Genomic DNA, 18,709 nt, shown 5'->3' on the forward strand with positions numbered 1-18,709 from the left:
TACCCTTTGCTGGCGCGGCTCTGGCAAAGATCAATGAACGCCCTTAACGGCGCGCTGGCGAAACGGCTGGGGTAATATAGGCGGGGACCATCGAATGCCATCCAGCAATCCTGCAGGATGGGTACCAGCGTGCCGGATTGAAAATCATGCTTACACCAATTGCTGAATGCACCGATGATCCCCATGCCGGCACGAGCATAGGCCAGACCACTGTCCAAGGCGTTGACGCTGATGACGAGTGCGGTCCTCGGCTCCACGGTAGCGATGTCTGCGGCATTCCGCAGTCGCCATGGCAACAACGCCCCTCCTGCGAGCCGGTACCACTGACATCTCGGCGGCCGCTAGGCGGAGCTCCTCCTATTCGGCCTCGATGCGGGCCACGGTCTGCTTGTAGATGCGCGCCCCGATCCTGGGGTCGCGAGTACCGAGGGTCTTTCGGACTTCCGTCCTTCCCACGATCGGTTGCAGGTCCACCGGCACCCAAAGACGGGCATAGAGGATTCCGCTCTGAGGATGCTTCCAAAGGGGAGAGAGTTTTAGAGTCATTCCTGTATCACCTTCCTGTATCGATCAGGTGCGGCAAAGCCTTGCTATACAAGGACTTCCAGGATTTCTATGGATTTTTACGGAAAATGGCGGAGAGAGAGGGATTCGAACCCTCGAGACGGTTCCCCGCCTACACACTTTCCAGGCGTGCGCCTTCGACCACTCGGCCATCTCTCCGCATCGCCTGTACCCTTGGTGTTGAGCAAGGGAGACCGGTCTGGAAAGCCCGGTGCGAGCGAGGCGCAATATACCCATCGGCTCTGCCGACGCAAGGGATCACAGTACGGTAAACCCAATTGTTTTATGGCTCCAGCATCCCCATCTTGTGAGGACAAGCGCTAGCGTGTCACAAGGAGCGGTGTGCGATGGCAAGCGCTCGTCCTAAGCGCTAATCGAGCTTCCGCAACGCCATAGAGGTTCCAATGCGGCTTTTTGTTCGGATCGTGGGCACCTGGTTGATCGGCTTGGCCCTGGTCCTGTTGGTGGTCGATGGAACCAGGTCGTTGGCAGCCAACGCACTGCAATTTACCAGCCTCGCCCAGGCCTGGAGCGGTTGGCACCTGCCAAGTCTCGTGGCCGTCCAAGAATTCTTCGCCAGCCGTTTCTTTGCTGATCTGCTCGGCACCGCCTTGGCGGTCCTGCTGACCTACCCCGCTTTCGCGGTGATTGGCGTGCCAGGCATTATTCTGGCGGTGATGGGCCGCACGCCCAGAACAGAGCGCTTTGTCCGTCAGAGTCAAATTTGACGCCTCTTCAAAGCACAAAAGGAAAACCGATGTTCTTTAAAACCAAGCCGACGAGCCTGCCTACTGCTGCCGAGGCCCTGCCCGGCCGCGAGCAGCCCCTCGTGACCTCTGAAAATCATTATGTCAGCGGCGAAAAGCTCGCAGGTCCTTACCCTGCCGGCGCCCAGACCATTTATCTGGGGCTCGGATGCTTCTGGGGCGCCGAGCGCTTGTTCTGGCAACTCCCGGGCGTCATCGTGACGGCGGTGGGGTATCAGGGCGGGATCACCCCCAATCCCACTTATGAGGAAGTGTGTTCCGGCCGCACCGGGCATACCGAGGCGGTCAAGGTGGTGTTCGACCCCGCCCGGATCAGCCTCGAGCAGCTGCTCAAGACGTTCTGGGAGGAGCATGACCCCACCCAGGGCATGCGGCAGGGCAATGATGTGGGGACCCAGTATCGCTCGGCCATTTATACCACGACGCCCGAGCAGGCGGAGATCGTGCGCATGAGCCGCGACGCTTATGCAGCGCAGCTCAAGGCACGTGGCTTTGGCCCGATCACGACGGAGATCGCCCCGGCGGGGCCGTTCTTTTATGCCGAGCCTTATCACCAGCAATACCTGGCCAAGAACCCGAACGGCTATTGCGGGCTGCAGGGGACCGGGGTCGCCTGCGCCATCGGCACCGGGGTGGCGGCCGAATAAGCGGCCCGCACGCACCACAAAGAAAAGGGCGGCATTGCTGCCGCCCGAGTGGTCAGGGAGAAGACAGTCGCGCCACTTAGGCGCGGGGTTGAGGAACAATCCGCAGATAGGGCTTCAGTTCCGTCCAGCCCTCGGGATACTTTGCCTTGGCCTGCTCGTTGGATACGGCCGGCACGATGATCACGTCATCCCCGTTCTGCCAGTTGACCGGGGTTGCCACCTGGTGCTTGGCCGTCAGCTGCAGCGAATCGATCACCCTAAGCACTTCATCAAAGTTCCGGCCGGTGGAGGCGGGATACTCGATCTTGAGCTTGACCTTCTTGTCGGGCCCGATGACGAACACTGACCGCACGGTCAGCGTATTGTCGGCATTGGGATGGATCATGTCGTATTGGCGCGCCACGGTGCCATCGGTATCGGCCAGCAGCGGGAAGTTGAGGGCGGAGCCCTGCGTTTCCTCGATATCGGCGGCCCAGCCGGCATGGTCCTCGAGCTTGTCGACCGAAAGACCCAACACCTTGACGCCGCGCTTTTCAAACTCGGGCTTGAGCTTGGCGGTATAGCCCAGTTCGGTCGTGCAGACGGGGGTGAAGTTCTTGGGGTGGGAGAAGAGGACCGCCCAGGAGCCATCGATGTAATCGTGAAAATGGATGGTGCCCTCGGTGCTTTCGAGGGTGAAATCGGGGGCGGTGTCGCCGATCAGAATGGCCATGGTGCAATCCTTGGGCTCGTTGGCGTTTGCTTGTGAGGACAATATCGTACTCCGCCACGCCGTTTGAAGCCGGGCGCGGCGGAATGATTTTGTGCCGGCAGGGTCCGCAGCGCCATGCTGTGCTATTGCGCGGCCGGTGCGGGGGCAGGGGCGGCCGCGGCGGCGGGCGGGGCGTTGAGCCAGGTGACGTTTTCGCCACGCAGCGGCACGACCGACAGGCTCATCTTGCCCGAGCCCTGCTGGATCTGGCGGGCATGGCCGAGATAAACCAGCGCATCATTGGTCGCGTCATAGATCCGAGTGACCCGCAGCGACTTCCAGATCAGCGAGCGGTTTTCCCGAAAGATTTCCTCGCCGCCCGGGCGGGTGGAAATATCGCCCACGGTGATCGGGCCGACGGCCGAGCAATCCAGCGCCGAATAGGAGGGGTCCTCGAACCAGTTGCCCTGCGAGATGCGATCGATAAAGCCGCGGTTGAAATAGGCGAGGTGGCACACGACACCCGCGACTTCCGGATCGGGCACGGCATCGATGGCAATGTCATTGCCGGTCCAGTCGACGCCCACGCTTCCCACTTCGCGGGAATCGCCGCAGGCGGCAAGCGCCAGCACCGGGAGAACAAGGGCGGCAAGGCGAGCAATACGGCGCATGAGGCAAAGATCTCCCGGGGGTTGGCGGCCGGGCATAGATGGCCCGCGCCGGGGCCGGGTGCAAGGGGCGTGCGAACGCGCCCGCTGGCCGGGGCCGCGGGGGAGGGGAAGGCGCGACGTCCTCCGGACGCGCGGGCATAGCCGCAAGGGCGGCTAGGCGGGAGCGGTGCCCCGAGGCGGTGGCGCCTCTTGGGATGGTTGGAATGAGACGACATCGCCTCGGGGCGGCCGGGATTTACCGATCCAGCTCGCAAAGCGCGCCCCCCAATTCGGCAGGGGGGCGAACTGTCCAATGCGGCTCGGACCCACGGCGTGCAGCGACGCACTCCGTCCCGGCTGTTCCATCCGCCATCTGGTCGCTGCAGCGCCGCTCCTGCGGGGGAATGGGCAGCACCATACACCCCGGGCAAGGGGGCGGGGATAACTGCCCGCCCCTTTTTGCGCGCTAGAGCTGGCGAATGGCGGGAAACCCTGGATCAAGCCGCGCCGGCGGCACCGCTTCCCCGAGCGGCTCGGCCCGCCGGGCGGCGGCAATCCCCGCCTGGTAGCCGCGGCTGAAGTGATCGCGAAAAGCCCGGTCCATGCGCAAGGCCAGTTTCTGACGGATCGAGCGCATCTCGTCGCGCCCCTCTGGCGAAAACTGTTCGGCCGGCAACAAGCGCCGCACCGGCATCGGCAGTGGCCGCGTCAGCCACACCCGAAAGCGATCTTCTTCGCTCCAGCCGGTATGGCTGGCTTCATAGGCCGCGAGCAGCGCCAGCGCCTGCCCCAGTTGCACCGCCAGCCCGCCCCAACTGGGCGCTGCCGCCGGCAGTTTTTCGGGCGCGCGCCGCTTGGGCCCAAACAGCTGCGCATCATGCAACACGGCCTCGGCCGCCATCCGCACCTCGTCGCCCAACAGCGCCTCGGGCTTTTTCGCCGCGACGCTGCGAGCCTGCTCCTGCAGCGCCGTCAGGCGCAACCACAAGGCTTCATGGCGCTCGGCCAAGGCGGGGGTGATGCGGAGGATTTTTGGCATAATTTTTGGACTTTCTCCTGAGCACGACTGTGAACAGGTGAAGATAAGGCCCAATGGAGAGTCGGGGATTGTTTTGGGGCTCGGTTTACTTCCCCTTGACTAACGTAGCTGCTCCAGAAAACTATCTGTGGGGGAGAGCAACAATGGCAATTAGTAAAAGTCTTCAGTATGTGCCTATAGATCGTCTGAAGCTGGATTCCTTGAACCCTAGGCTAGGCAGAGATAAGCGTCGCGCGAATTTGAGCCAGCCGGAACTCCTTGAGGAAATGTCTTCTTGGACCCTAGAGGAACTTATCGACTCGTTTTCTCAGTCGGGCGGTTTTTGGACGCAAGATGCACTTATTGCTATAGCTGAAGAGGTCGATGACAAACCTACAGGGGACCTAATTGTCGTTGAGGGAAATCGAAGGCTCGCCGCTCTAAAGCTGCTGCACGGAGCGGTGTCTGGCGAGTTCGCTCCACCTCGGTGGCTCGCCGATCGTTTGTCAACGTTCAGGCCGGAACTGGACGACGAATTGTTCACCAGCCTTCCCGTGCTCGTCGCTGATAGCCGAGATGATGTCTCTGCCTACCTCGGGTTCCGGCATGTGACTGGAATCAAGGAGTGGAAACCTGCAGGAAACGCCGAGTTTATAGCGTCGCTCGTGGATGACAAAAAGCTTACCTTTAGAGAGGTCGCCAAGCAGATTGGGAGCCGAACTGACACCGTCCGCCAAACCTACATTGCCTTCAAAATGTTGTTGCAGATGGAGGAAACAGAGGGCTTCGACTGGAGTGAGGTCGAAAGCCGTTTCTCTCTATTATTCCTATCCATACGCTCGGAAGGAACGCGGGACTTTTTAGGGGTGAGTTTGAGAGGGGATAGGCCGGAGGCAAATAAACCTATTCCCGTAGCGAGCAGGGGTGGCACCGCGTTACCGATTTGGCGCTGTCGGGATGCTCTATCGCCGCAAAAAAGGTAGTTCGCCGGGAAAGTCTGAATCGCTGCGAGTTCGCCTGTAGCGAGGAGTCTGTTTTCCCAGTGGAAGGGGCCTGAGTTTTGGGACGGGCTGGCTACAATTGTGGGTGACGGTTGTGCTGGATCGAGCTTGTAAAGAAAGGACCAATAACGCGTCCGCCAGCCGAAAAGCGGCTCCCCTTTGCCTCGCGCCGTATGGAACAAATAGTTGTGCCCGGGCGGGATCGACGGCAAAAGGCCCGCCCATCTTCCCTTCAGGTTCAAGTTCTCGTCGTATCCATCATTATCAGCCGCTGAACACGCATCCCAAGCGGTGGTAAAAGGTCTGCCTGTGGAGCCGTGGCTCGCTTCAGGGAAGGAGTTGTGTATGTCTACCCTGTTGCCGACGATGAATAGTCTAGAGCGTTTCTGGGGAACTCCGTGTTCTGCTGCCCGCAGGACTTTGGAAGACCAGCGGTAGGTTAAGCCTTCCGCGGCAAGGCGCTCAAGTTCTTCCTCCACGATTGTGGTGCCGCCCCATCTTACAAATCCTTCAACATTCTCTAAAAGAAATGCCTTCGGTTTAAGGATGCGGACGGCATTGAAGTAGTCGCGAATGGTCGATGCTCTCGGGTCAGCAGAGCCCCTTGCTCCTCCGCTCGTCCATAAGGCGGACTTCGAAAAGGGTTGACAAGGGGGGCCGCCGGCTACCAGGTCAATTTCCCCGTTCGCCGCTAAGATGCCACCGAAATCGGTATTTGCCACTTCGGTTTCATGTACCCCCGCACGGCCGTTCGCGCGCAGCGTTCGGCAGCAGTCGGTGTCCATCTCAATGGACGCGACCAAATTAAAGCCTGCTGCCTCTAGGCCCAAATCGAGGCCGCCAGCACCGCTAAAGAGACTCACGCATTTCATGCTGTGAGCTCAACAAAAATCGTGGACTTGTCAAGCCTAGGTTCTACTAGATCTGGTTCTCCGCCTTAGACGAGTGCGGAATGACTAGTCGTCACCCATCTTGAGCGCCTTGATAAACGCCTCTTGCGGGATTTCCACCGAGCCGAACTGGCGCATGCGCTTTTTGCCGGCTTTTTGCTTCTCGAGCAGCTTGCGCTTGCGGGTGGCGTCGCCGCCATAGCACTTGGCCGTCACGTCCTTGCGCATGGCGCGCACGGTTTCGCGGGCGATGATCTTGCCGCCAATCGCCGCCTGGATCGGAATGACGAACAGATGGGGCGGAATGAGGTCCTTGAGCTTTTCGCACATGATGCGGCCGCGCGATTCGGCGACGGTGCGGTGCACCAGCATCGACAGGGCATCCACCGGCTCGCTGTTGACCAGCACGGAAAGCTTGACGAGATCGCCGGGGCGATGCTCGGCCAGCTGGTAGTCAAAGCTGGCATAGCCCTTGGAGATGGATTTCAGCCGATCATAGAAATCGAACACGACCTCATTGAGCGGCAAATCATATTCCACCATGGCGCGGTTGCCGACATAGGACAGATTGCGCTGGATGCCGCGCCGGTCCTGGCAGAGTTTGAGGATCGAGCCGAGATATTCGTCGGGGGTGAGAATGGTGGCCTTGATCCAGGGCTCGCGGATCTCGGCGATCTTCATCACATCGGGCAGATCGGCGGGATTGTGGAGCATCACCACTTCGCCGTTGGTCATCTCGACCTCGTAGACCACCGAAGGGGCGGTGGCGATCAGATCGAGATTGAACTCGCGGCTCAGGCGCTCCTGGATGATTTCGAGGTGGAGGAGGCCAAGGAAGCCGCAGCGGAAGCCAAAGCCGAGCGCGGCCGAAGTTTCCATCTCGAACGAGAAACTGGCGTCGTTGAGCCGCAGCTTGCCCATGGCGGCGCGCAGCTCGTCGAAATCGGAGGCATCGACGGGAAAGAGGCCGCAGAACACCACCGGCTGGGCCGGGCGGAAGCCTGGGAGGGCTTCGCTGGTGGGCTTGCGATCATCGGTGATGGTATCGCCCACATTGGTATCGGCCACTTCCTTGATGGAAGCGGTGAAAAAGCCGAGCTCGCCTGGGCCGAGTTCGCCGACATCGACAAGCTTGGGGGTGAACACGCCGACGCGGTCGAGCTCATACACGGCGCCAGACGCCATCATGCGGATGCGCTGGCCCTTTTTGACCGTGCCATCGACAACGCGGATCAGCACCACGACGCCGAGATAAGTGTCGTACCACGAATCAACCAAGAGCGCCTTGAGCGGGGCGTCGAGAATGCCCTTGGGCGGGGGCAGGCGGGTGACGATGGCTTCGAGCACGGTGTCGATGCCGAGCCCGGTCTTGGCTGAGATCTCGAGCGCATCGGACGCATCGATGCCGATCACGTCCTCGATCTGCTGTTTGACGCGCGGAATATCGGCGGCGGGCAGGTCGACCTTGTTGAGCACGGGCACGATTTCGTGGCCGGCGTCGAGGGCATGGTACACATTGGCCAAGGTCTGCGCCTCAACGCCCTGGGAAGCGTCGACTACAAGGAGCGAGCCCTCGACGGCGGCCATGCTCCGGCTGACTTCATAGGCGAAGTCGACGTGTCCGGGCGTGTCGATGAGGTTGAGGATATAATCCTCGCCATCCGCCGCGTGGTATTTGAGGCGCACGGTTTGCGCCTTGATGGTGATGCCGCGCTCGCGCTCGATATCCATCGAGTCGAGCACCTGCTCCTTCATCTCGCGCAGCTCCAGCCCACCGGTGAGCTGGATCAGCCGGTCGGCCAGGGTGGACTTGCCATGGTCGATATGGGCGACGATGGAAAAATTGCGGATGCGGTTCTGCGGCGTTGTCATGGGCAAGCGTCTAGCAGAACCGCGGGGGACCGCAAAGATGGTTTAGCGCGCGTTAACTGCCGCTTTTCATCCCGGCATAGATGTTCACCACCGCTTCGGCATTTTGCCGGTCAGCGCCACCTTCGGCGCAATCGGGCGTGGTGCGCTCCACATCGGCCTTGATCTTGGCATAGGCTTCGGTCGCGGCCGCGTCATCCATGCCCAGGCCCGCCTCGAAGCGCTTCTGGTCGTTGTTCATGCGCGAGGTGGCATTTTCATCCACGGTGATGGCGCAGATCTCGATGATGGCCTTGGTTGCATAAAGCCCGGTGAGCAGATTGGCCTGCTTGGGCGTGGCGTTAACCGGGGCGGCCGGATCGATGCTGATTTCGGCCGGAGCGGGGGTCGTCGTCGGCGCGGCTTGCTGCGCCTGGGCGGCGGTGAGCGGCAAGATCAGGACGGCAGCAAGAACGAGTGGGCGCAACATGGAACAGCTCCTTTGGGGCGGCGGGCAGGGCCCGGCGGGGTTGCTCCCCTTGGAACGCGCGAATGTGGCTTGTCTACGGCGCTCCCCCGCAAACCGGGTGGTGCGGGGGCAGATCGGCCCAGTCGCGCAGCCCCGGCGCTTCCGGCTCGGGCGGTGGCGCGGCGGGCAGGCCGAACCAGGGCAACAGCCATTGACGGAGACGGGCAAGAACAAACATTTTGTCGGCTCCTTTCCGGGGCAAGGTGTGAGATGGGGCCCAGAATGCGCGCGGGTCGGAGCTCGGGCAATCGACAAGGTCGCGGCGCCATTATAGAAAATCTCCATGAGCAAGGGCTTTCCCATTCCCCTCAATGCGGTGCGCGCGATCGAGATCGTGGCGCGGCGTGGCGCGCTGGCGCCCGCGGCCGAGGAGCTGGGCGTGACCCTTGGCGCCGTGAGCCAGCACTTGCGGCGGGCCGAGGCGCGGCTGGGCATGGAGCTGTTCGAGCGTACCGGGCAGGGGCTGGTGCCCACCGCAGCCTTGCGCGCTGCCTTGCCCCAGCTCAGCGCCGGCTTTGCCGCGCTCCAGGACGGGCTGGCGGAACTGAGCGGCAGTGACGAGGCCATTCTCAACCTGACGGTAGGGAGCGTTTTCGCTTCGCGCTGGCTGATCTGGCGGATCAACAAGTTCACGACGCTTTATCCCGAGATCGAGGTGCGGCTGACAGTGACGGGTGCCATGCTCGATCTGCAGCGCCCCGATATCGACTGCGGCATTCGCTTCGGCGCCGGCAACTGGCCGGGCGTGATCGCGACACCGATCGGGGGCGCCGAGTTCCAGCCCGTGTGTGCTCCGCCCATTGCTCGGGCCCTCAAGCATCCCAGCGATCTGTATGGGGTGCCCGTGATCCGCGACGAAACTACCATGCTGTCCTGGGATCTGTGGCTGAAATCGGTGGGATTGGACGCAGAGCGGCGCCTGCATGGTCCCACCTATTCCGATCCCTCGCTCGCCTTTGATGCGGCGATTTCCGAACAAGGCGTGCTGATGGCGGTGGACATGATGAGTGCCGATGCGGTCAGCGATGGCCGGCTGGTGCGCCCCTTCACCGGTCCAGTGAGCGGGCCCAATCAGTATTGGCTGGCGACGGCCAAAGGGCGACGCGAAACGACGAAGCTACGCCGCTTTCGCGAATGGCTGGCCGCCGAAATACCCGCCTCGGCGCGGGGCTATGTGCACCAGTCGCGCGGCTGAGCCCGGCCAGGCAACTGGGTATTCAGATACTTAAGCGAAAACTTAAGCGTTGACGCTCCGGCTGGAGTGCGATACTTAAGTGCATGCTTAACCAAGACGACCAACTCGACCAGATTTACCGCGCCCTTGCCGATCCGACCCGTCGGGCGGTGGTGGAGCGGCTGACCGCCGGATCGGCCACGGTGAGCGAGCTGGCCGAGCCGTTCGACATGTCGCTGCCGGGCCTGACACAGCACCTCCGGGTGCTTGAAGACGCCGGGCTGGTGCAAACCCAGAAAGTGGGCCGGGTGCGCACCTGCACGCTCGACCTCGAGGTTCTGGGGAGCGCCGAACGCTGGATCAACCAGCGCCGCCAGGCATGGGCGCAGCGCTTTGATCGACTGGGCGCCTTGCTGGCCGAGGATGACGAGCCTTCACCGCCAACACCATCCAAAGGAAGAGATTCATGACCGATCGTTCCGTTTCCCATGGCAGCTTCACCATTGACCGGGTTCTTCCCTCCAAGCCAGAGCGCGTGTTTCGCGCCTGGTCGGACCGGGAACAAAAGGCCAAGTGGTTTCCGGTGGGCGAGATTTTCGAGTTCAAGGTCGGCGGCCGGGAATACCAGGCCGATAACGGGCCCAATGGCGCCCAGTTCGTGTTCGATGTGCGCTATCACGACATCGTCCCCAACCAGCGCATCGTCTATGCCTACGAGATGCTGATGGACGGCCGGCGTATTTCGGTGTCGGTCGCGACGGTCGAGCTGGTGCCCGAAGGCGAGGGCACGCGGATGATCGTCACCGAGCAGGGGGCGTTCCTGGACGGGCTCGACAATTCGCGCCAACGCCAAGAAGGCACGGAACAATTGATGGACGCTCTGGCACTCGCGCTCGCCAATTGATGCCCACTCTTTGATCCGTAAGCGGAGCGAGCCCCGGCTTGTCAGCCAATGGATCGCGCCCGGCAACCAAAAGGAGGTTTGTATGCGTTCATTGCTGGCCTGGAACGTCATGACGCTGGATGGCTATTTCGAAGGCGCCCAGCCCTGGGATTTGAGCTTTCACAATGTGGTCTGGGGCCCCGAACTCGAGGCGCAATCGCGCGAACAGATGGAGGGCGACAAAACCCTGATCTTCGGGCGCAAGACCTATGAAGGCATGGCGGCCTACTGGCCCACAGCGGCCGATGAAGGCTTGGTGGCCGAGCGCATGAACGCCATTCCCAAGATAGTGGTGTCCAATACGCTCACAACCGCCGAGTGGAACAATACGCGGGTGCTCGGGGGCGATGCGGCCCAAACCATCGCGGCGCTCAAGCGCGAGGATGGCGGCGATCTTTATGTGTTTGGCAGCGCGCAACTGCTGGGCAGCCTGCTCGCGGCAGGGCTGGTGGATGAATACCGGCTGTGCCTGGCGCCAGTGGTGCAGGGACGCGGCACGCCCCTCTTCAAGCCCGCCGAGCAGCCGCAGAACTGGACCCTGCTGGAAGCGCGGCCCCTGCAAACCGGCGGTGTGATGCTGCGGTACGGGGTCAAGGGGTAGAGGCCCCTTACCCGCATCTCAGGATGGATCCCGGCTCAGGGCCGGGATGACAGCTGGTGGGTCGGAGAGGGCGTGCGCCTGCCGGTAAGGTGCGCCGGCGCGTTAGCCCCGGTTGTTCCTCAGACGCGATTGTTCGGCTTGGTCGCGTTTGCGCTGCTTGGCGCGGCGGGCCGCTTCGGCGGCTTCGTCGCCGAGATGGGCGGTGCCGCGTTGGCGGGCGAGTTCGATCTGTTTTTGCCGCTCGGCAGCGGCGGCATGCTTGGCGGTGTCGTCAGCGCAATGGGGGCAGGCGACGCCTTCGCTAAAGCGCGGATCGGCGCGATCGGCGGGGGTGAGCGGGTGGCGGCAGGCGCGGCAGAGGGTCGCCTCACCTTGCGCGAGGCCATGTCCAACCGCGACGCGATCATCGAACACAAAGCATTCGCCTTCAAAGCGGCTGTCCTGCTCGGGCACGGTTTCCAGATAAGCCAGAATGCCCCCCTTGAGGTGGAAGACTTCGGCAAAGCCCTGGCTCAACAGGTACGACGACGCCTTTTCGCAGCGGATGCCGCCGGTGCAAAACATGGCGACTTTCTTGTCGCGCGCGGGATCAAGATGGGTCGCCACATAGTCCGTGAACTCGGTGAAGGTCGCGGTCGCTGGATCGAGCGCGCCCTTGAAGGTGCCCAGCCCCACTTCGTAGTCGTTGCGGGTATCGACCAGCACCACATCATCGCGCTCGATCAGGCTGTTCCAGTCGGCGGGCGCCACATAAGTGCCCACGGTTTGGGACGGATTGGCTTCGGGGGCGCGCAGGGTGACGATCTCGTGCTTGAGGCGAACCTTCATGCGCAGGAACGGCATTTCGGCAGCGCCGGAGAACTTGATCTCGGCACCGTCGAGTCGGCTCGCCCATAGCGGATCTTCGAGCAAAAAGGCGTGCAGGGCGTCGATGGCCTCGGGGGTGCCGGCAACCGTGCCATTGATGCCTTCAGGCGCGAGGATCAACGTGCCCTTGATCGCGCGCACGCAGCAGAACTGCGTCAGCACCGGCTGAATGGCCGCGGCATCAGGCAGATCAGCGAACTTATAAACGGCCATGACCTTGTATGGCAGGGCGGCTTGCGGCAAGTTATCGGGCATCGGGATTCCGGCAGACGCTGAATGGCGTCTGGCTCTCTATCATCGCGTCACGCCCTGCGCCAAGCAGCGCGCGGTCGCGCAATCGCACATTTCTGGGAGGCAAGAACCATGACTTATCGGGCTGATACGGCGCGCTACGACACAATGCAATATCGCCATTCCGGCCGTTCGGGCCTGCAGCTGCCGGTGGTGAGCCTCGGCCTGTGGCAGAATTTCGGGGGCACGCGCGACTACCCCAGCGCCATGGAAATCCTGGGCCACGCCTTTGATGCCGGTGTCACTCATTTCGACCTCGCCAACAATTACGGGCCTCCGGCTGGCTCGGCCGAAGAGCTGTTCGGCCAGGTGATGGCGCGCGATTTTCGCCCCTATCGGGACGAGCTGATCATTTCCACCAAGGCGGGCTACAATATGTGGCCGGGCCCCTATGGCGAGTTCGGCAGCCGCAAATATCTGCTGGCGAGCCTTGACCAAAGCCTGGGGCGGATGGGGCTCGACTATGTCGATATCTTTTACTCCCACCGCTTTGATCCCAACACGCCGCTCGAGGAGACCATGGGGGCGCTGGCCCATGCGGTGCGGGTCGGCAAGGCGCTTTATGTCGGCATCTCGTCCTATCCCGAGGCGCAAACGCGCGAGGCCTACCGGATCCTCAAGGAAATGGGGGTGCAGACCACCATTCACCAGCCCAGCTATTCCGTGCTCAATCGCTGGATCGAGAACGATCACACCATCGACGCCTGTGGGGAATTAGGGATCGGCATGATCGCCTTTTCGCCCCTGGCGCAGGGCGTGCTGTCGGGCAAATACAACAATGGCAAAAAGGAAGGCACGCGCGGGGAGAACCCCAATGGCTCGTTGCGCGCCAGCCATATCGAGCCGCGGGTGCTCGAGGCCGTCGACAAGCTGGGCGAAATCGCCAAGGCACGCGGGCAGAGCCTAGTGCAGCTGGCGCTGAGCTGGGTGCTGCGCCGGCCCGAAATGACCTCGGCGCTGATCGGGGTGCGCAATCTCGACCAGCTCAAGGACAATCTGGGCGTGCTCAACAATCTTGCGCTCAGCGCCGAGGAGATCGCAGCGATCGACGCGGCCACGGCCGGGGGGCAGATGGAGCTGCACCCCAGCCCCAAGGGCTGGCTGCGCTAAAGGAGCATGGACTGCTGCGCGCCCATGGCGGCCATCGAGCCGGCATAGGCGGCGCTGGTGACACTGTGCATGGGGGTGGTGAGGTCGCCCGCCGCGAAGACCCCCTCGCGCGAGGTGGCCTGGCGCTCGCCCACCACCACCATGGTGCCAGTGGGCGTGGTGTCGGTCTCGAGCCCGAGTTGCTCGTGCAGGTCGGCGGATGGATGATTGCGGGGATGGGCGTAAAGCGCATCGAGTTCAACCTTGGTGCCATCTTCGAGGCTCACGCCCGACATGTGGCCGTTGTCCTGGTGGACCGCGGCCAGCTTGCCATCATGGATCTTGACGCCCCGTCGCTGCAGCTTGTTGCGCTCCGCGTCGGGGATGGCATTGCCATCCAGGATCAGCGTGATGTCCTCGGTCCAGTCGCCATAAAGGGCCGGGGCATGCAGCGACATGGGGGTGCTGTAAAGCAGCCCCCAGCGCGGGCCTGCTTCATAGCCGTGGCAGAACGGGCAATGGATGACGGTCTTGCCCCATGCTTCGGCAAAGCCGGGGATGGGGGGCATTTCATCGGTGATGCCATAGCTCAGGATCAATCGGCGCGCGGCAAAGCTGTCCCCGGTCTCGGTGGTGATCGTGAAATCGTCGGGCTGGCCTGAAACGGTGCTGGCGCGGCCCTCGATCAGCCGGACCGTGGGATAAGCCTCGAGCTGGCGGCGGGCGGCAGCGAGGATGTCGCCGGGCGGCACGCCGTCATGACCCAGCACATTGTGGGCACTGTCGGCATAGCGGTTCCGGTTGAGCCCGGTATCGAGCACGCTCACCTTGCGGCGCGCGCGCCCGAGCTGGAGGGCTGCGGAAAGGCCGGCGAACGAGCCGCCGACAACAAGTACGTCATCCATGAAAATGGCTTTCGGAAGAATGGGAAAGAGCGGGAAGCGCAGTTGCGCCCGCCGCGAGTTGGGCAATGCTCAGGCGGCGCAGCCGGTTGGCGAGCAGGGCTTCGGCATCGGCCAGCACCTCGTTCATCACCCCGTCAACGGTGCGCACAATGGCGCAGCCGGGATCGCCCGGCTCGCTTTCGGTGCGCACGAGAAGGGTTTCCCCCAAGGCATGGTACACATCAAAGACGCTGATCTCGGGGGCGGGGCGCGCCAACTGCCAGCCCCCGCCATGGCCCTTGCTGGAGCCCACCAAACCCGCTTCGCGCAGGCTGCCGAGCACACGGCGGACCACCACTGGATTGGTTTGCAGGCACACCGCCAGAACCCCTGAGGTCAGCGCGTCCTCGGGCTGGGCGTGCAGATGCACAAGGGCATGAAGGGCAACGGAAAGGCGACTGGATCTTTTCATGTAACTTCTTTAGTTGCAGAATTGCGGCGCGTCAAGCGGGGCGCGAAAGCCACACTCATGTGGTCAGGGGGTGAGCGCCGGTTGACGGCCGGGGCGGCAGCGACCATGGTCGCCCCAGCCACTCAGCCCAGGACCTGCGCTTGCTTCGATCAACCCTTACCATGCTGGCATGGTGCGCCCTGGTTTGCGGGCTGACCCTGCCGACGCTAGCGCCGGGGGCCGCCAATATGCTCACCCTGGTGCTGATCGGGGTGGGCTTGACCTTGCTGCCCACGGCCGAAGGGCGCCGGGCGCTTTGGCAGCCAGCGACCTGGTTGCCGCTGGTCGCGGGCGGCTTGATGCTGCTGGCCATCGCGGGTTCCGCACGCGAGCCGATGTCGTTTGGCGCCATCATTTTTCTTGTGCCCCTGTTTCTGGCCGCGCCGCATGCTGCCCTGGTTGGGCAATTGGGCGCGCGCCTGACCCTAACGGCGGTGGGGACGCTGGCGTTGCTGGGCGCTATCGCAGGAGCGGTGGTCGCGGGATTTGACGTCTTTGTCATGGGCGAGCCGCGCGGGGGGGTGCTGGTCAACAACCCCATCCACCTGGCCGACCTGGCGCTGACTTTGGGCTTTGTCGCGGCAGTGGGGGTGTTGAGCCGATGGCGTTGGCGGGCAGTGTTCCTGCTTGGTCCGATCGCGGCGCTGCTGGCGATCTGGTTTTCCGGCTCGCGCGGGCCGCTGGTGGCCTTTGTGCCTATGAGCATGGCCGCGCTCGCCGGTGCCGCGCTGCATTATCTGCCGCGCCGGCGCGCCTGGCTGCTGATCGGGTGTGGTGCAGTTGCCGCGCTGCTGGTGTTTGCCGCGCTGATCGGCACCGGCTGGATCGAGCGCACGGGGCCCTTTGGCGAGATCGTGTCGCTGTTCCGTTCGGGCGAGCCTGGCGACGATTCCACCAGCCAGCGCCTCATCATGTATCGCAGCGCTTTGGCGGCCTTCATGGCCTCGCCGGTCTGGGGGCATGGGCTGGGGCACTTCATGGAGGCCGCAGCCCAGTTTGCCCCTCCAGGGGCGCGGTTTCCCAAATACGACCATCTGCACAATGACATCGCCGACTTTGCGGTTTCGGGGGGCCTTTTGGGCCTGCTCTCCTATGGCTTGATCCTCCTCGCGCCGTTTGCCGGCGCCTGGCGCGCCCAAGGGTCGCAGCGCGCACCAGCGCTCTATCTGGCGCTGGTCGCCAGCGTCGGCTATGCGGGCATGGGGCTGACCAACGCCATGTTCGGCGTGTTGGCCCAGACGCTGGTTTACACCGTGCTGCTGTCGCTGATTGCGGTGCTCGCCGGCCGGCCTAAAGAGAGTTTCCCTTGAGCGACCGCCCCATCCATATCGCGCTGACCTTTGACGACAATTTTTGGGCGCCGGCCTATGCCACGATGCGCTCGGTGTGCCTGTTCACCCATCGGCGCAGCGACCTGGTGTTTCACCTGTTCCATCGCACCCTCACAGTGGAGCACGAGGAGGACCTGCTCGCCATTGAGAGCGAGTTCGGGGCGCGGCTCGAATGGTATGACCTCGACGCTTCCCCCCTGTTCGCCGATGTGGCAGCGCGCATGCCGCTCAACAAGCGGCTGAGTAACATTGTTTATGCCCGGCTGATGATCGATCGCCTGCTGCCGGCGGGGGTGGAGCGGGTGCTGTATCTCGATTGCGACATGCTGGTGCGCGACGCCATTGAAAAGCTGGTGGAGATGGACATGCTGGGCCATCCCATCGCGGCGGTGCGCGACACGATGGGCGCCTTCATCACCGGGGGCCGTGACCTCAAGGCCAATCGCGATATTCTGGATCCCGCCGATCCCTATTTCAATGCGGGGCTGGTGCTGATCGATGTCGCCCAATGGCGCGACGCCGACATCCTGGGTCAGCTCGAAGTGGCGCTGCGCGAAGGCGTGATGGAGCGCATCTATTATGACCAGGATTTCTTGAACCTGGTGTTCAAGCGGCGCTGGCTGCAACTGCCCTGGCGCTGGAACACGATCGATGCCCGCCACGCCCATGAAGGGCTCGACCCCGCCATTCTGCACTATACCGGGGAAGCCAAACCCTGGGGCATCTTTGCCGGCATGTTCCACTGGGTGGCCTTTGGGCGGCTCTACCGGCATGTGATGGGCAATGAGCTGTTTTACCGCTTCGCCCGGCACCGCTGGAAGCGCTGGTGGATGAAGAAACTGGGGCGTTAGGGCGAGGCGAACTGCCCAGGACGACAGCTCAGGACGGATCCCGGCTCGAGGCCGGATTGACAGCGAGTTCCGGGGAGCGACAGCGGCCTTCTCTTAGTCCAGCGTGATGCCTTCGCGGTCGCAGAGCTGGCGCATGGCGCTGCCGGGAGGCGGTGCGGGCAGGGCGGCGCGGCCGCGATTGGTCAGCTGCGAACGCCAGAGATGGATGCTGAGGGTTTCGGGACGGAGCGCCGGGCCGACGCTGCTGCCGGGCTGCATCAGGGCCGGGATCTGCTCATAAGCGAGAGGATAAAACACCGGCTGGGGCTGCACCCGGTCGAGCAGATCGCGCTTGGCCATGAAATGGGTAAGCGCAAAAGGTCCCGTGGCGCCGAACTGCATCTGGTGGGGCAGCACTTTTTGCCCGAGCAGGCGCCGCGCCGCTACTTCGACTCGCCGGCCCAAGGGTAAGTGGGGCTCGAGCAGCGGCCGATTATGCGGCTCGAATATGCCCAGAAGATCCCCCAGGAGCGGGGCGTCCGCGGGAATATGCAACACGGCATTGTTGATCGAGCCGGGGCGCTCCCACCCCATCAGGTAGTCGGGGTTCTCCGGGAAGGGGCGCACGCAATAAACGTCCAGATCGGCATAGATGCCGCGCCCGGCGCGCAGAAGTTCGAGCCGGAAGCGGTCGGAAAATACCGCCGGTGTGCCGCGGTCCTTGTAGAACACCAGCGCTTCACGCCCGAGGATTTCGGCGGCGTCGCGCCGCTCGGCGCCCGGAGGCAGCTCCAGCGGATCAAAGCTGTAAACGGCGACGGAATGGCCGTGCCGCAAAAACGAGGTGATCGACAATCGCTCGAGCCAGCCAATGGGGCCATGCCAGAACGAGACAATGGGTGGCGCACTCACGAGGCTTCAGCGCTCATACCGGCAAGGCGAATGGTTGTTGGCAAGTCGTGCGGCGCTCATGCGTTGGTCCCCAGAATCGGGCGCAAGCTAGCGCTTTGGATGACGCCCCGCCAGCATTGAGGGTGGTAGTCAAATGGGGAAACGAACTGGCGCGCGGACCTGCCGCGCGCCAGCAAAGGCTAATTGGTCGTGGGGGCAGCGGACGCGCCGGAATTGGTGGTTGTTGCAGCGGGCGTTTCCGGAGCCGCCGAATTGGAAGCCGCGCCAGTGGTGAAGCCGCCAGCCTGACACGCTTCAATATCGATGCTGGCAAGGTCAATGCTGGTCGCCGGGGCAGCGGGGGTGGCTGGATCAGCAACCGAGCCTGCAGCATTGCTGTTGGAGGCGTCGGTCGCTCCGTCATTGCCGCCCAGGGGCGAGGTGCCGCCGATCGAAGGGGCCGAGGGGTTGGTGCCCGCCGTAGCGTCGGGGGTGGCCGCTGATGTGGCGGCGCTCGCCTGGCCGGTGCCCGCGGGAGCATTGTTGTTGGACAGCTCGTCGCAACGGGCCTGCACCGCACCCAACTGATCGGCGGGAACGTCGACGCCGTTGATCTGCTGGGCCTGCGCCAAAGCGGGGCTGCAGAGGCCCGCCGTCAACAAAACCAATGCGGTGGTGCGCTTGAACATGAA

22 protein-coding genes and 1 tRNA gene are annotated in these 18,709 nt (G+C 63.2%); 10 read left to right on the forward strand and 13 right to left on the reverse strand.

Annotated features, from left to right (window positions below):
* Positions 1 to 357 precede the first annotated feature (357 nt).
* Both HRQ64_RS02710 and HRQ64_RS02715 read right to left on the reverse strand, forming a co-directional pair.
* On the reverse strand, positions 358 to 546 hold the full coding sequence (locus HRQ64_RS02710; protein ID WP_172121917.1) for a DUF6538 domain-containing protein: 189 nt from the start codon (positions 544 to 546) through the stop codon (positions 358 to 360).
* Between the two features lie 87 nt (positions 547 to 633).
* Positions 634 to 723, reverse strand: a tRNA-Ser gene (locus HRQ64_RS02715).
* 245 nt (positions 724 to 968) lie between these two features.
* Here HRQ64_RS02715 and HRQ64_RS02720 point away from each other — a divergent pair.
* Positions 969 to 1,292, forward strand: a complete 324-nt coding sequence (locus tag HRQ64_RS02720) for a hypothetical protein (RefSeq protein ID WP_172121918.1) — start codon at positions 969 to 971, stop codon at positions 1,290 to 1,292.
* Between the two features lie 29 nt (positions 1,293 to 1,321).
* Positions 1,322 to 1,978 (forward strand): peptide-methionine (S)-S-oxide reductase MsrA, encoded by a 657-nt coding sequence (msrA, locus tag HRQ64_RS02725; RefSeq protein WP_172121919.1) that lies wholly within the window; start codon positions 1,322 to 1,324, stop codon positions 1,976 to 1,978.
* A 76-nt stretch (positions 1,979 to 2,054) separates the two neighbouring features.
* Here the strand turns inward: msrA and HRQ64_RS02730 are convergent, their stop codons facing one another.
* From HRQ64_RS02730 to HRQ64_RS02740, 3 genes are all read right to left on the reverse strand, one after another.
* Positions 2,055 to 2,690, reverse strand: a complete 636-nt coding sequence (locus HRQ64_RS02730; protein WP_172121920.1) for a peroxiredoxin — start codon at positions 2,688 to 2,690, stop codon at positions 2,055 to 2,057.
* Positions 2,691 to 2,812: 122 nt separating this feature from the next.
* Complete coding sequence (locus HRQ64_RS02735) at positions 2,813 to 3,340, reverse strand: CreA family protein (RefSeq protein WP_172121921.1); 528 nt, start codon at positions 3,338 to 3,340, stop codon at positions 2,813 to 2,815.
* A gap of 445 nt (positions 3,341 to 3,785) precedes the next feature.
* Positions 3,786 to 4,358: a hypothetical protein gene (locus HRQ64_RS02740; RefSeq protein ID WP_172121922.1), complete on the reverse strand. Its 573-nt coding sequence runs from the start codon at positions 4,356 to 4,358 to the stop codon at positions 3,786 to 3,788.
* Between the two features lie 143 nt (positions 4,359 to 4,501).
* Between HRQ64_RS02740 and HRQ64_RS20035 the strand changes: the two genes are divergently transcribed.
* Entirely contained in the window at positions 4,502 to 5,320 is an 819-nt protein-coding gene (locus tag HRQ64_RS20035) for a hypothetical protein (RefSeq protein WP_248308182.1), read from the forward strand.
* A 974-nt stretch (positions 5,321 to 6,294) separates the two neighbouring features.
* On the opposite strand, the gene lepA is transcribed toward HRQ64_RS20035, so the two are convergent.
* From lepA to HRQ64_RS02760, 3 genes are all read right to left on the reverse strand, one after another.
* The gene (lepA, locus tag HRQ64_RS02750; protein WP_127751716.1) at positions 6,295 to 8,100 is read right to left on the reverse strand and encodes a translation elongation factor 4; all 1,806 of its coding nucleotides are present in this window, start codon (positions 8,098 to 8,100) and stop codon (positions 6,295 to 6,297) included.
* Positions 8,101 to 8,152: 52 nt separating this feature from the next.
* A complete protein-coding gene (locus HRQ64_RS02755; RefSeq protein ID WP_172121924.1) occupies positions 8,153 to 8,566 on the reverse strand; it encodes a hypothetical protein in 414 nt (137 codons plus the stop codon).
* A gap of 73 nt (positions 8,567 to 8,639) precedes the next feature.
* On the reverse strand, positions 8,640 to 8,783 hold the full coding sequence (locus tag HRQ64_RS02760; RefSeq protein WP_172121925.1) for a hypothetical protein: 144 nt from the start codon (positions 8,781 to 8,783) through the stop codon (positions 8,640 to 8,642).
* 105 nt (positions 8,784 to 8,888) lie between these two features.
* Here HRQ64_RS02760 and HRQ64_RS02765 point away from each other — a divergent pair, with 105 nt between their 5' ends.
* From HRQ64_RS02765 to HRQ64_RS02780, 4 genes are all read left to right on the forward strand, one after another.
* A complete protein-coding gene (locus HRQ64_RS02765; RefSeq protein WP_172121926.1) occupies positions 8,889 to 9,800 on the forward strand; it encodes a LysR substrate-binding domain-containing protein in 912 nt (303 codons plus the stop codon).
* Between the two features lie 83 nt (positions 9,801 to 9,883).
* The gene (locus tag HRQ64_RS02770; protein WP_172121927.1) at positions 9,884 to 10,249 is read left to right on the forward strand and encodes a metalloregulator ArsR/SmtB family transcription factor; all 366 of its coding nucleotides are present in this window, start codon (positions 9,884 to 9,886) and stop codon (positions 10,247 to 10,249) included.
* On the forward strand, positions 10,246 to 10,683 hold the full coding sequence (locus tag HRQ64_RS02775) for an SRPBCC family protein (protein ID WP_172121928.1): 438 nt from the start codon (positions 10,246 to 10,248) through the stop codon (positions 10,681 to 10,683). Before HRQ64_RS02770 ends, HRQ64_RS02775 begins: the two co-directional genes overlap by 4 nt.
* 82 nt (positions 10,684 to 10,765) lie before the next feature.
* The gene (locus HRQ64_RS02780; protein WP_172121929.1) at positions 10,766 to 11,323 is read left to right on the forward strand and encodes a dihydrofolate reductase family protein; all 558 of its coding nucleotides are present in this window, start codon (positions 10,766 to 10,768) and stop codon (positions 11,321 to 11,323) included.
* Positions 11,324 to 11,425: 102 nt separating this feature from the next.
* Here the strand turns inward: HRQ64_RS02780 and HRQ64_RS02785 are convergent, their stop codons facing one another.
* Complete coding sequence (locus HRQ64_RS02785) at positions 11,426 to 12,445, reverse strand: rhodanese-related sulfurtransferase (RefSeq protein WP_172121930.1); 1,020 nt, start codon at positions 12,443 to 12,445, stop codon at positions 11,426 to 11,428.
* Between the two features lie 108 nt (positions 12,446 to 12,553).
* On the opposite strand from HRQ64_RS02785, the gene HRQ64_RS02790 reads away from it, so the two are divergent.
* Positions 12,554 to 13,591: an aldo/keto reductase gene (locus tag HRQ64_RS02790; protein ID WP_172121931.1), complete on the forward strand. Its 1,038-nt coding sequence runs from the start codon at positions 12,554 to 12,556 to the stop codon at positions 13,589 to 13,591.
* Here the strand turns inward: HRQ64_RS02790 and HRQ64_RS02795 are convergent.
* Together HRQ64_RS02795 and HRQ64_RS02800 are read right to left on the reverse strand one after the other, a co-directional pair.
* On the reverse strand, positions 13,588 to 14,475 hold the full coding sequence (locus HRQ64_RS02795; RefSeq protein WP_172121932.1) for an NAD(P)/FAD-dependent oxidoreductase: 888 nt from the start codon (positions 14,473 to 14,475) through the stop codon (positions 13,588 to 13,590). The genes HRQ64_RS02790 and HRQ64_RS02795 overlap by 4 nt on opposite strands.
* Entirely contained in the window at positions 14,468 to 14,926 is a 459-nt protein-coding gene (locus HRQ64_RS02800; protein WP_127751725.1) for an Rrf2 family transcriptional regulator, read from the reverse strand. Before HRQ64_RS02800 ends, HRQ64_RS02795 begins: the two co-directional genes overlap by 8 nt.
* A 140-nt stretch (positions 14,927 to 15,066) precedes the next feature.
* On the opposite strand from HRQ64_RS02800, the gene HRQ64_RS02805 reads away from it, so the two are divergent.
* Complete coding sequence (locus HRQ64_RS02805) at positions 15,067 to 16,275, forward strand: O-antigen ligase family protein (protein WP_172121933.1); 1,209 nt, start codon at positions 15,067 to 15,069, stop codon at positions 16,273 to 16,275.
* Entirely contained in the window at positions 16,272 to 17,147 is an 876-nt protein-coding gene (locus tag HRQ64_RS02810) for a glycosyltransferase family 8 protein (RefSeq protein ID WP_172121934.1), read from the forward strand. Before HRQ64_RS02805 ends, HRQ64_RS02810 begins: the two co-directional genes overlap by 4 nt.
* A 93-nt stretch (positions 17,148 to 17,240) precedes the next feature.
* On the opposite strand, the gene HRQ64_RS02815 is transcribed toward HRQ64_RS02810, so the two are convergent.
* Together HRQ64_RS02815 and HRQ64_RS02820 are read right to left on the reverse strand one after the other, a co-directional pair.
* On the reverse strand, positions 17,241 to 18,038 hold the full coding sequence (locus HRQ64_RS02815) for a hypothetical protein (protein WP_172121935.1): 798 nt from the start codon (positions 18,036 to 18,038) through the stop codon (positions 17,241 to 17,243).
* 179 nt (positions 18,039 to 18,217) lie between these two features.
* Entirely contained in the window at positions 18,218 to 18,706 is a 489-nt protein-coding gene (locus HRQ64_RS02820) for a hypothetical protein (RefSeq protein WP_172121936.1), read from the reverse strand.
* Between the last annotated feature and the right edge of the window lie 3 nt (positions 18,707 to 18,709).

Source organism: Devosia sp. 919, from assembly GCF_013185965.1.
GTDB lineage: Bacteria > Pseudomonadota > Alphaproteobacteria > Rhizobiales > Devosiaceae > Devosia.

Excerpts from the sequence above, each read along its gene's own strand:
- HRQ64_RS02785 (WP_172121930.1), bottom strand. The coding sequence starts at position 12,445 with ATGCCCGATAACTTGCCGCAAGCCGCCCTGCCATACAAGGTCATGGCC.
- HRQ64_RS02800 (WP_127751725.1), bottom strand. The coding sequence starts at position 14,926 with ATGAAAAGATCCAGTCGCCTTTCCGTTGCCCTTCATGCCCTTGTGCAT.
- HRQ64_RS02795 (WP_172121932.1), bottom strand. The coding sequence starts at position 14,475 with ATGGATGACGTACTTGTTGTCGGCGGCTCGTTCGCCGGCCTTTCCGCA.
- HRQ64_RS02790 (WP_172121931.1), top strand. The coding sequence starts at position 12,554 with ATGACTTATCGGGCTGATACGGCGCGCTACGACACAATGCAATATCGC.
- HRQ64_RS02765 (WP_172121926.1), top strand. The coding sequence starts at position 8,889 with ATGAGCAAGGGCTTTCCCATTCCCCTCAATGCGGTGCGCGCGATCGAG.
- HRQ64_RS02755 (WP_172121924.1), bottom strand. The coding sequence starts at position 8,566 with ATGTTGCGCCCACTCGTTCTTGCTGCCGTCCTGATCTTGCCGCTCACC.
- HRQ64_RS02710 (WP_172121917.1), bottom strand. The coding sequence starts at position 546 with ATGACTCTAAAACTCTCTCCCCTTTGGAAGCATCCTCAGAGCGGAATC.
- HRQ64_RS02740 (WP_172121922.1), bottom strand. The coding sequence starts at position 4,358 with ATGCCAAAAATCCTCCGCATCACCCCCGCCTTGGCCGAGCGCCATGAA.
- HRQ64_RS02775 (WP_172121928.1), top strand. The coding sequence starts at position 10,246 with ATGACCGATCGTTCCGTTTCCCATGGCAGCTTCACCATTGACCGGGTT.
- lepA (WP_127751716.1), bottom strand. The coding sequence starts at position 8,100 with ATGACAACGCCGCAGAACCGCATCCGCAATTTTTCCATCGTCGCCCAT.
- HRQ64_RS02760 (WP_172121925.1), bottom strand. The coding sequence starts at position 8,783 with ATGTTTGTTCTTGCCCGTCTCCGTCAATGGCTGTTGCCCTGGTTCGGC.
- msrA (WP_172121919.1), top strand. The coding sequence starts at position 1,322 with ATGTTCTTTAAAACCAAGCCGACGAGCCTGCCTACTGCTGCCGAGGCC.
- HRQ64_RS02730 (WP_172121920.1), bottom strand. The coding sequence starts at position 2,690 with ATGGCCATTCTGATCGGCGACACCGCCCCCGATTTCACCCTCGAAAGC.
- HRQ64_RS02720 (WP_172121918.1), top strand. The coding sequence starts at position 969 with ATGCGGCTTTTTGTTCGGATCGTGGGCACCTGGTTGATCGGCTTGGCC.
- HRQ64_RS02770 (WP_172121927.1), top strand. The coding sequence starts at position 9,884 with ATGCTTAACCAAGACGACCAACTCGACCAGATTTACCGCGCCCTTGCC.
- HRQ64_RS02820 (WP_172121936.1), bottom strand. The coding sequence starts at position 18,706 with ATGTTCAAGCGCACCACCGCATTGGTTTTGTTGACGGCGGGCCTCTGC.
- HRQ64_RS02735 (WP_172121921.1), bottom strand. The coding sequence starts at position 3,340 with ATGCGCCGTATTGCTCGCCTTGCCGCCCTTGTTCTCCCGGTGCTGGCG.
- HRQ64_RS20035 (WP_248308182.1), top strand. The coding sequence starts at position 4,502 with ATGGCAATTAGTAAAAGTCTTCAGTATGTGCCTATAGATCGTCTGAAG.
- HRQ64_RS02780 (WP_172121929.1), top strand. The coding sequence starts at position 10,766 with ATGCGTTCATTGCTGGCCTGGAACGTCATGACGCTGGATGGCTATTTC.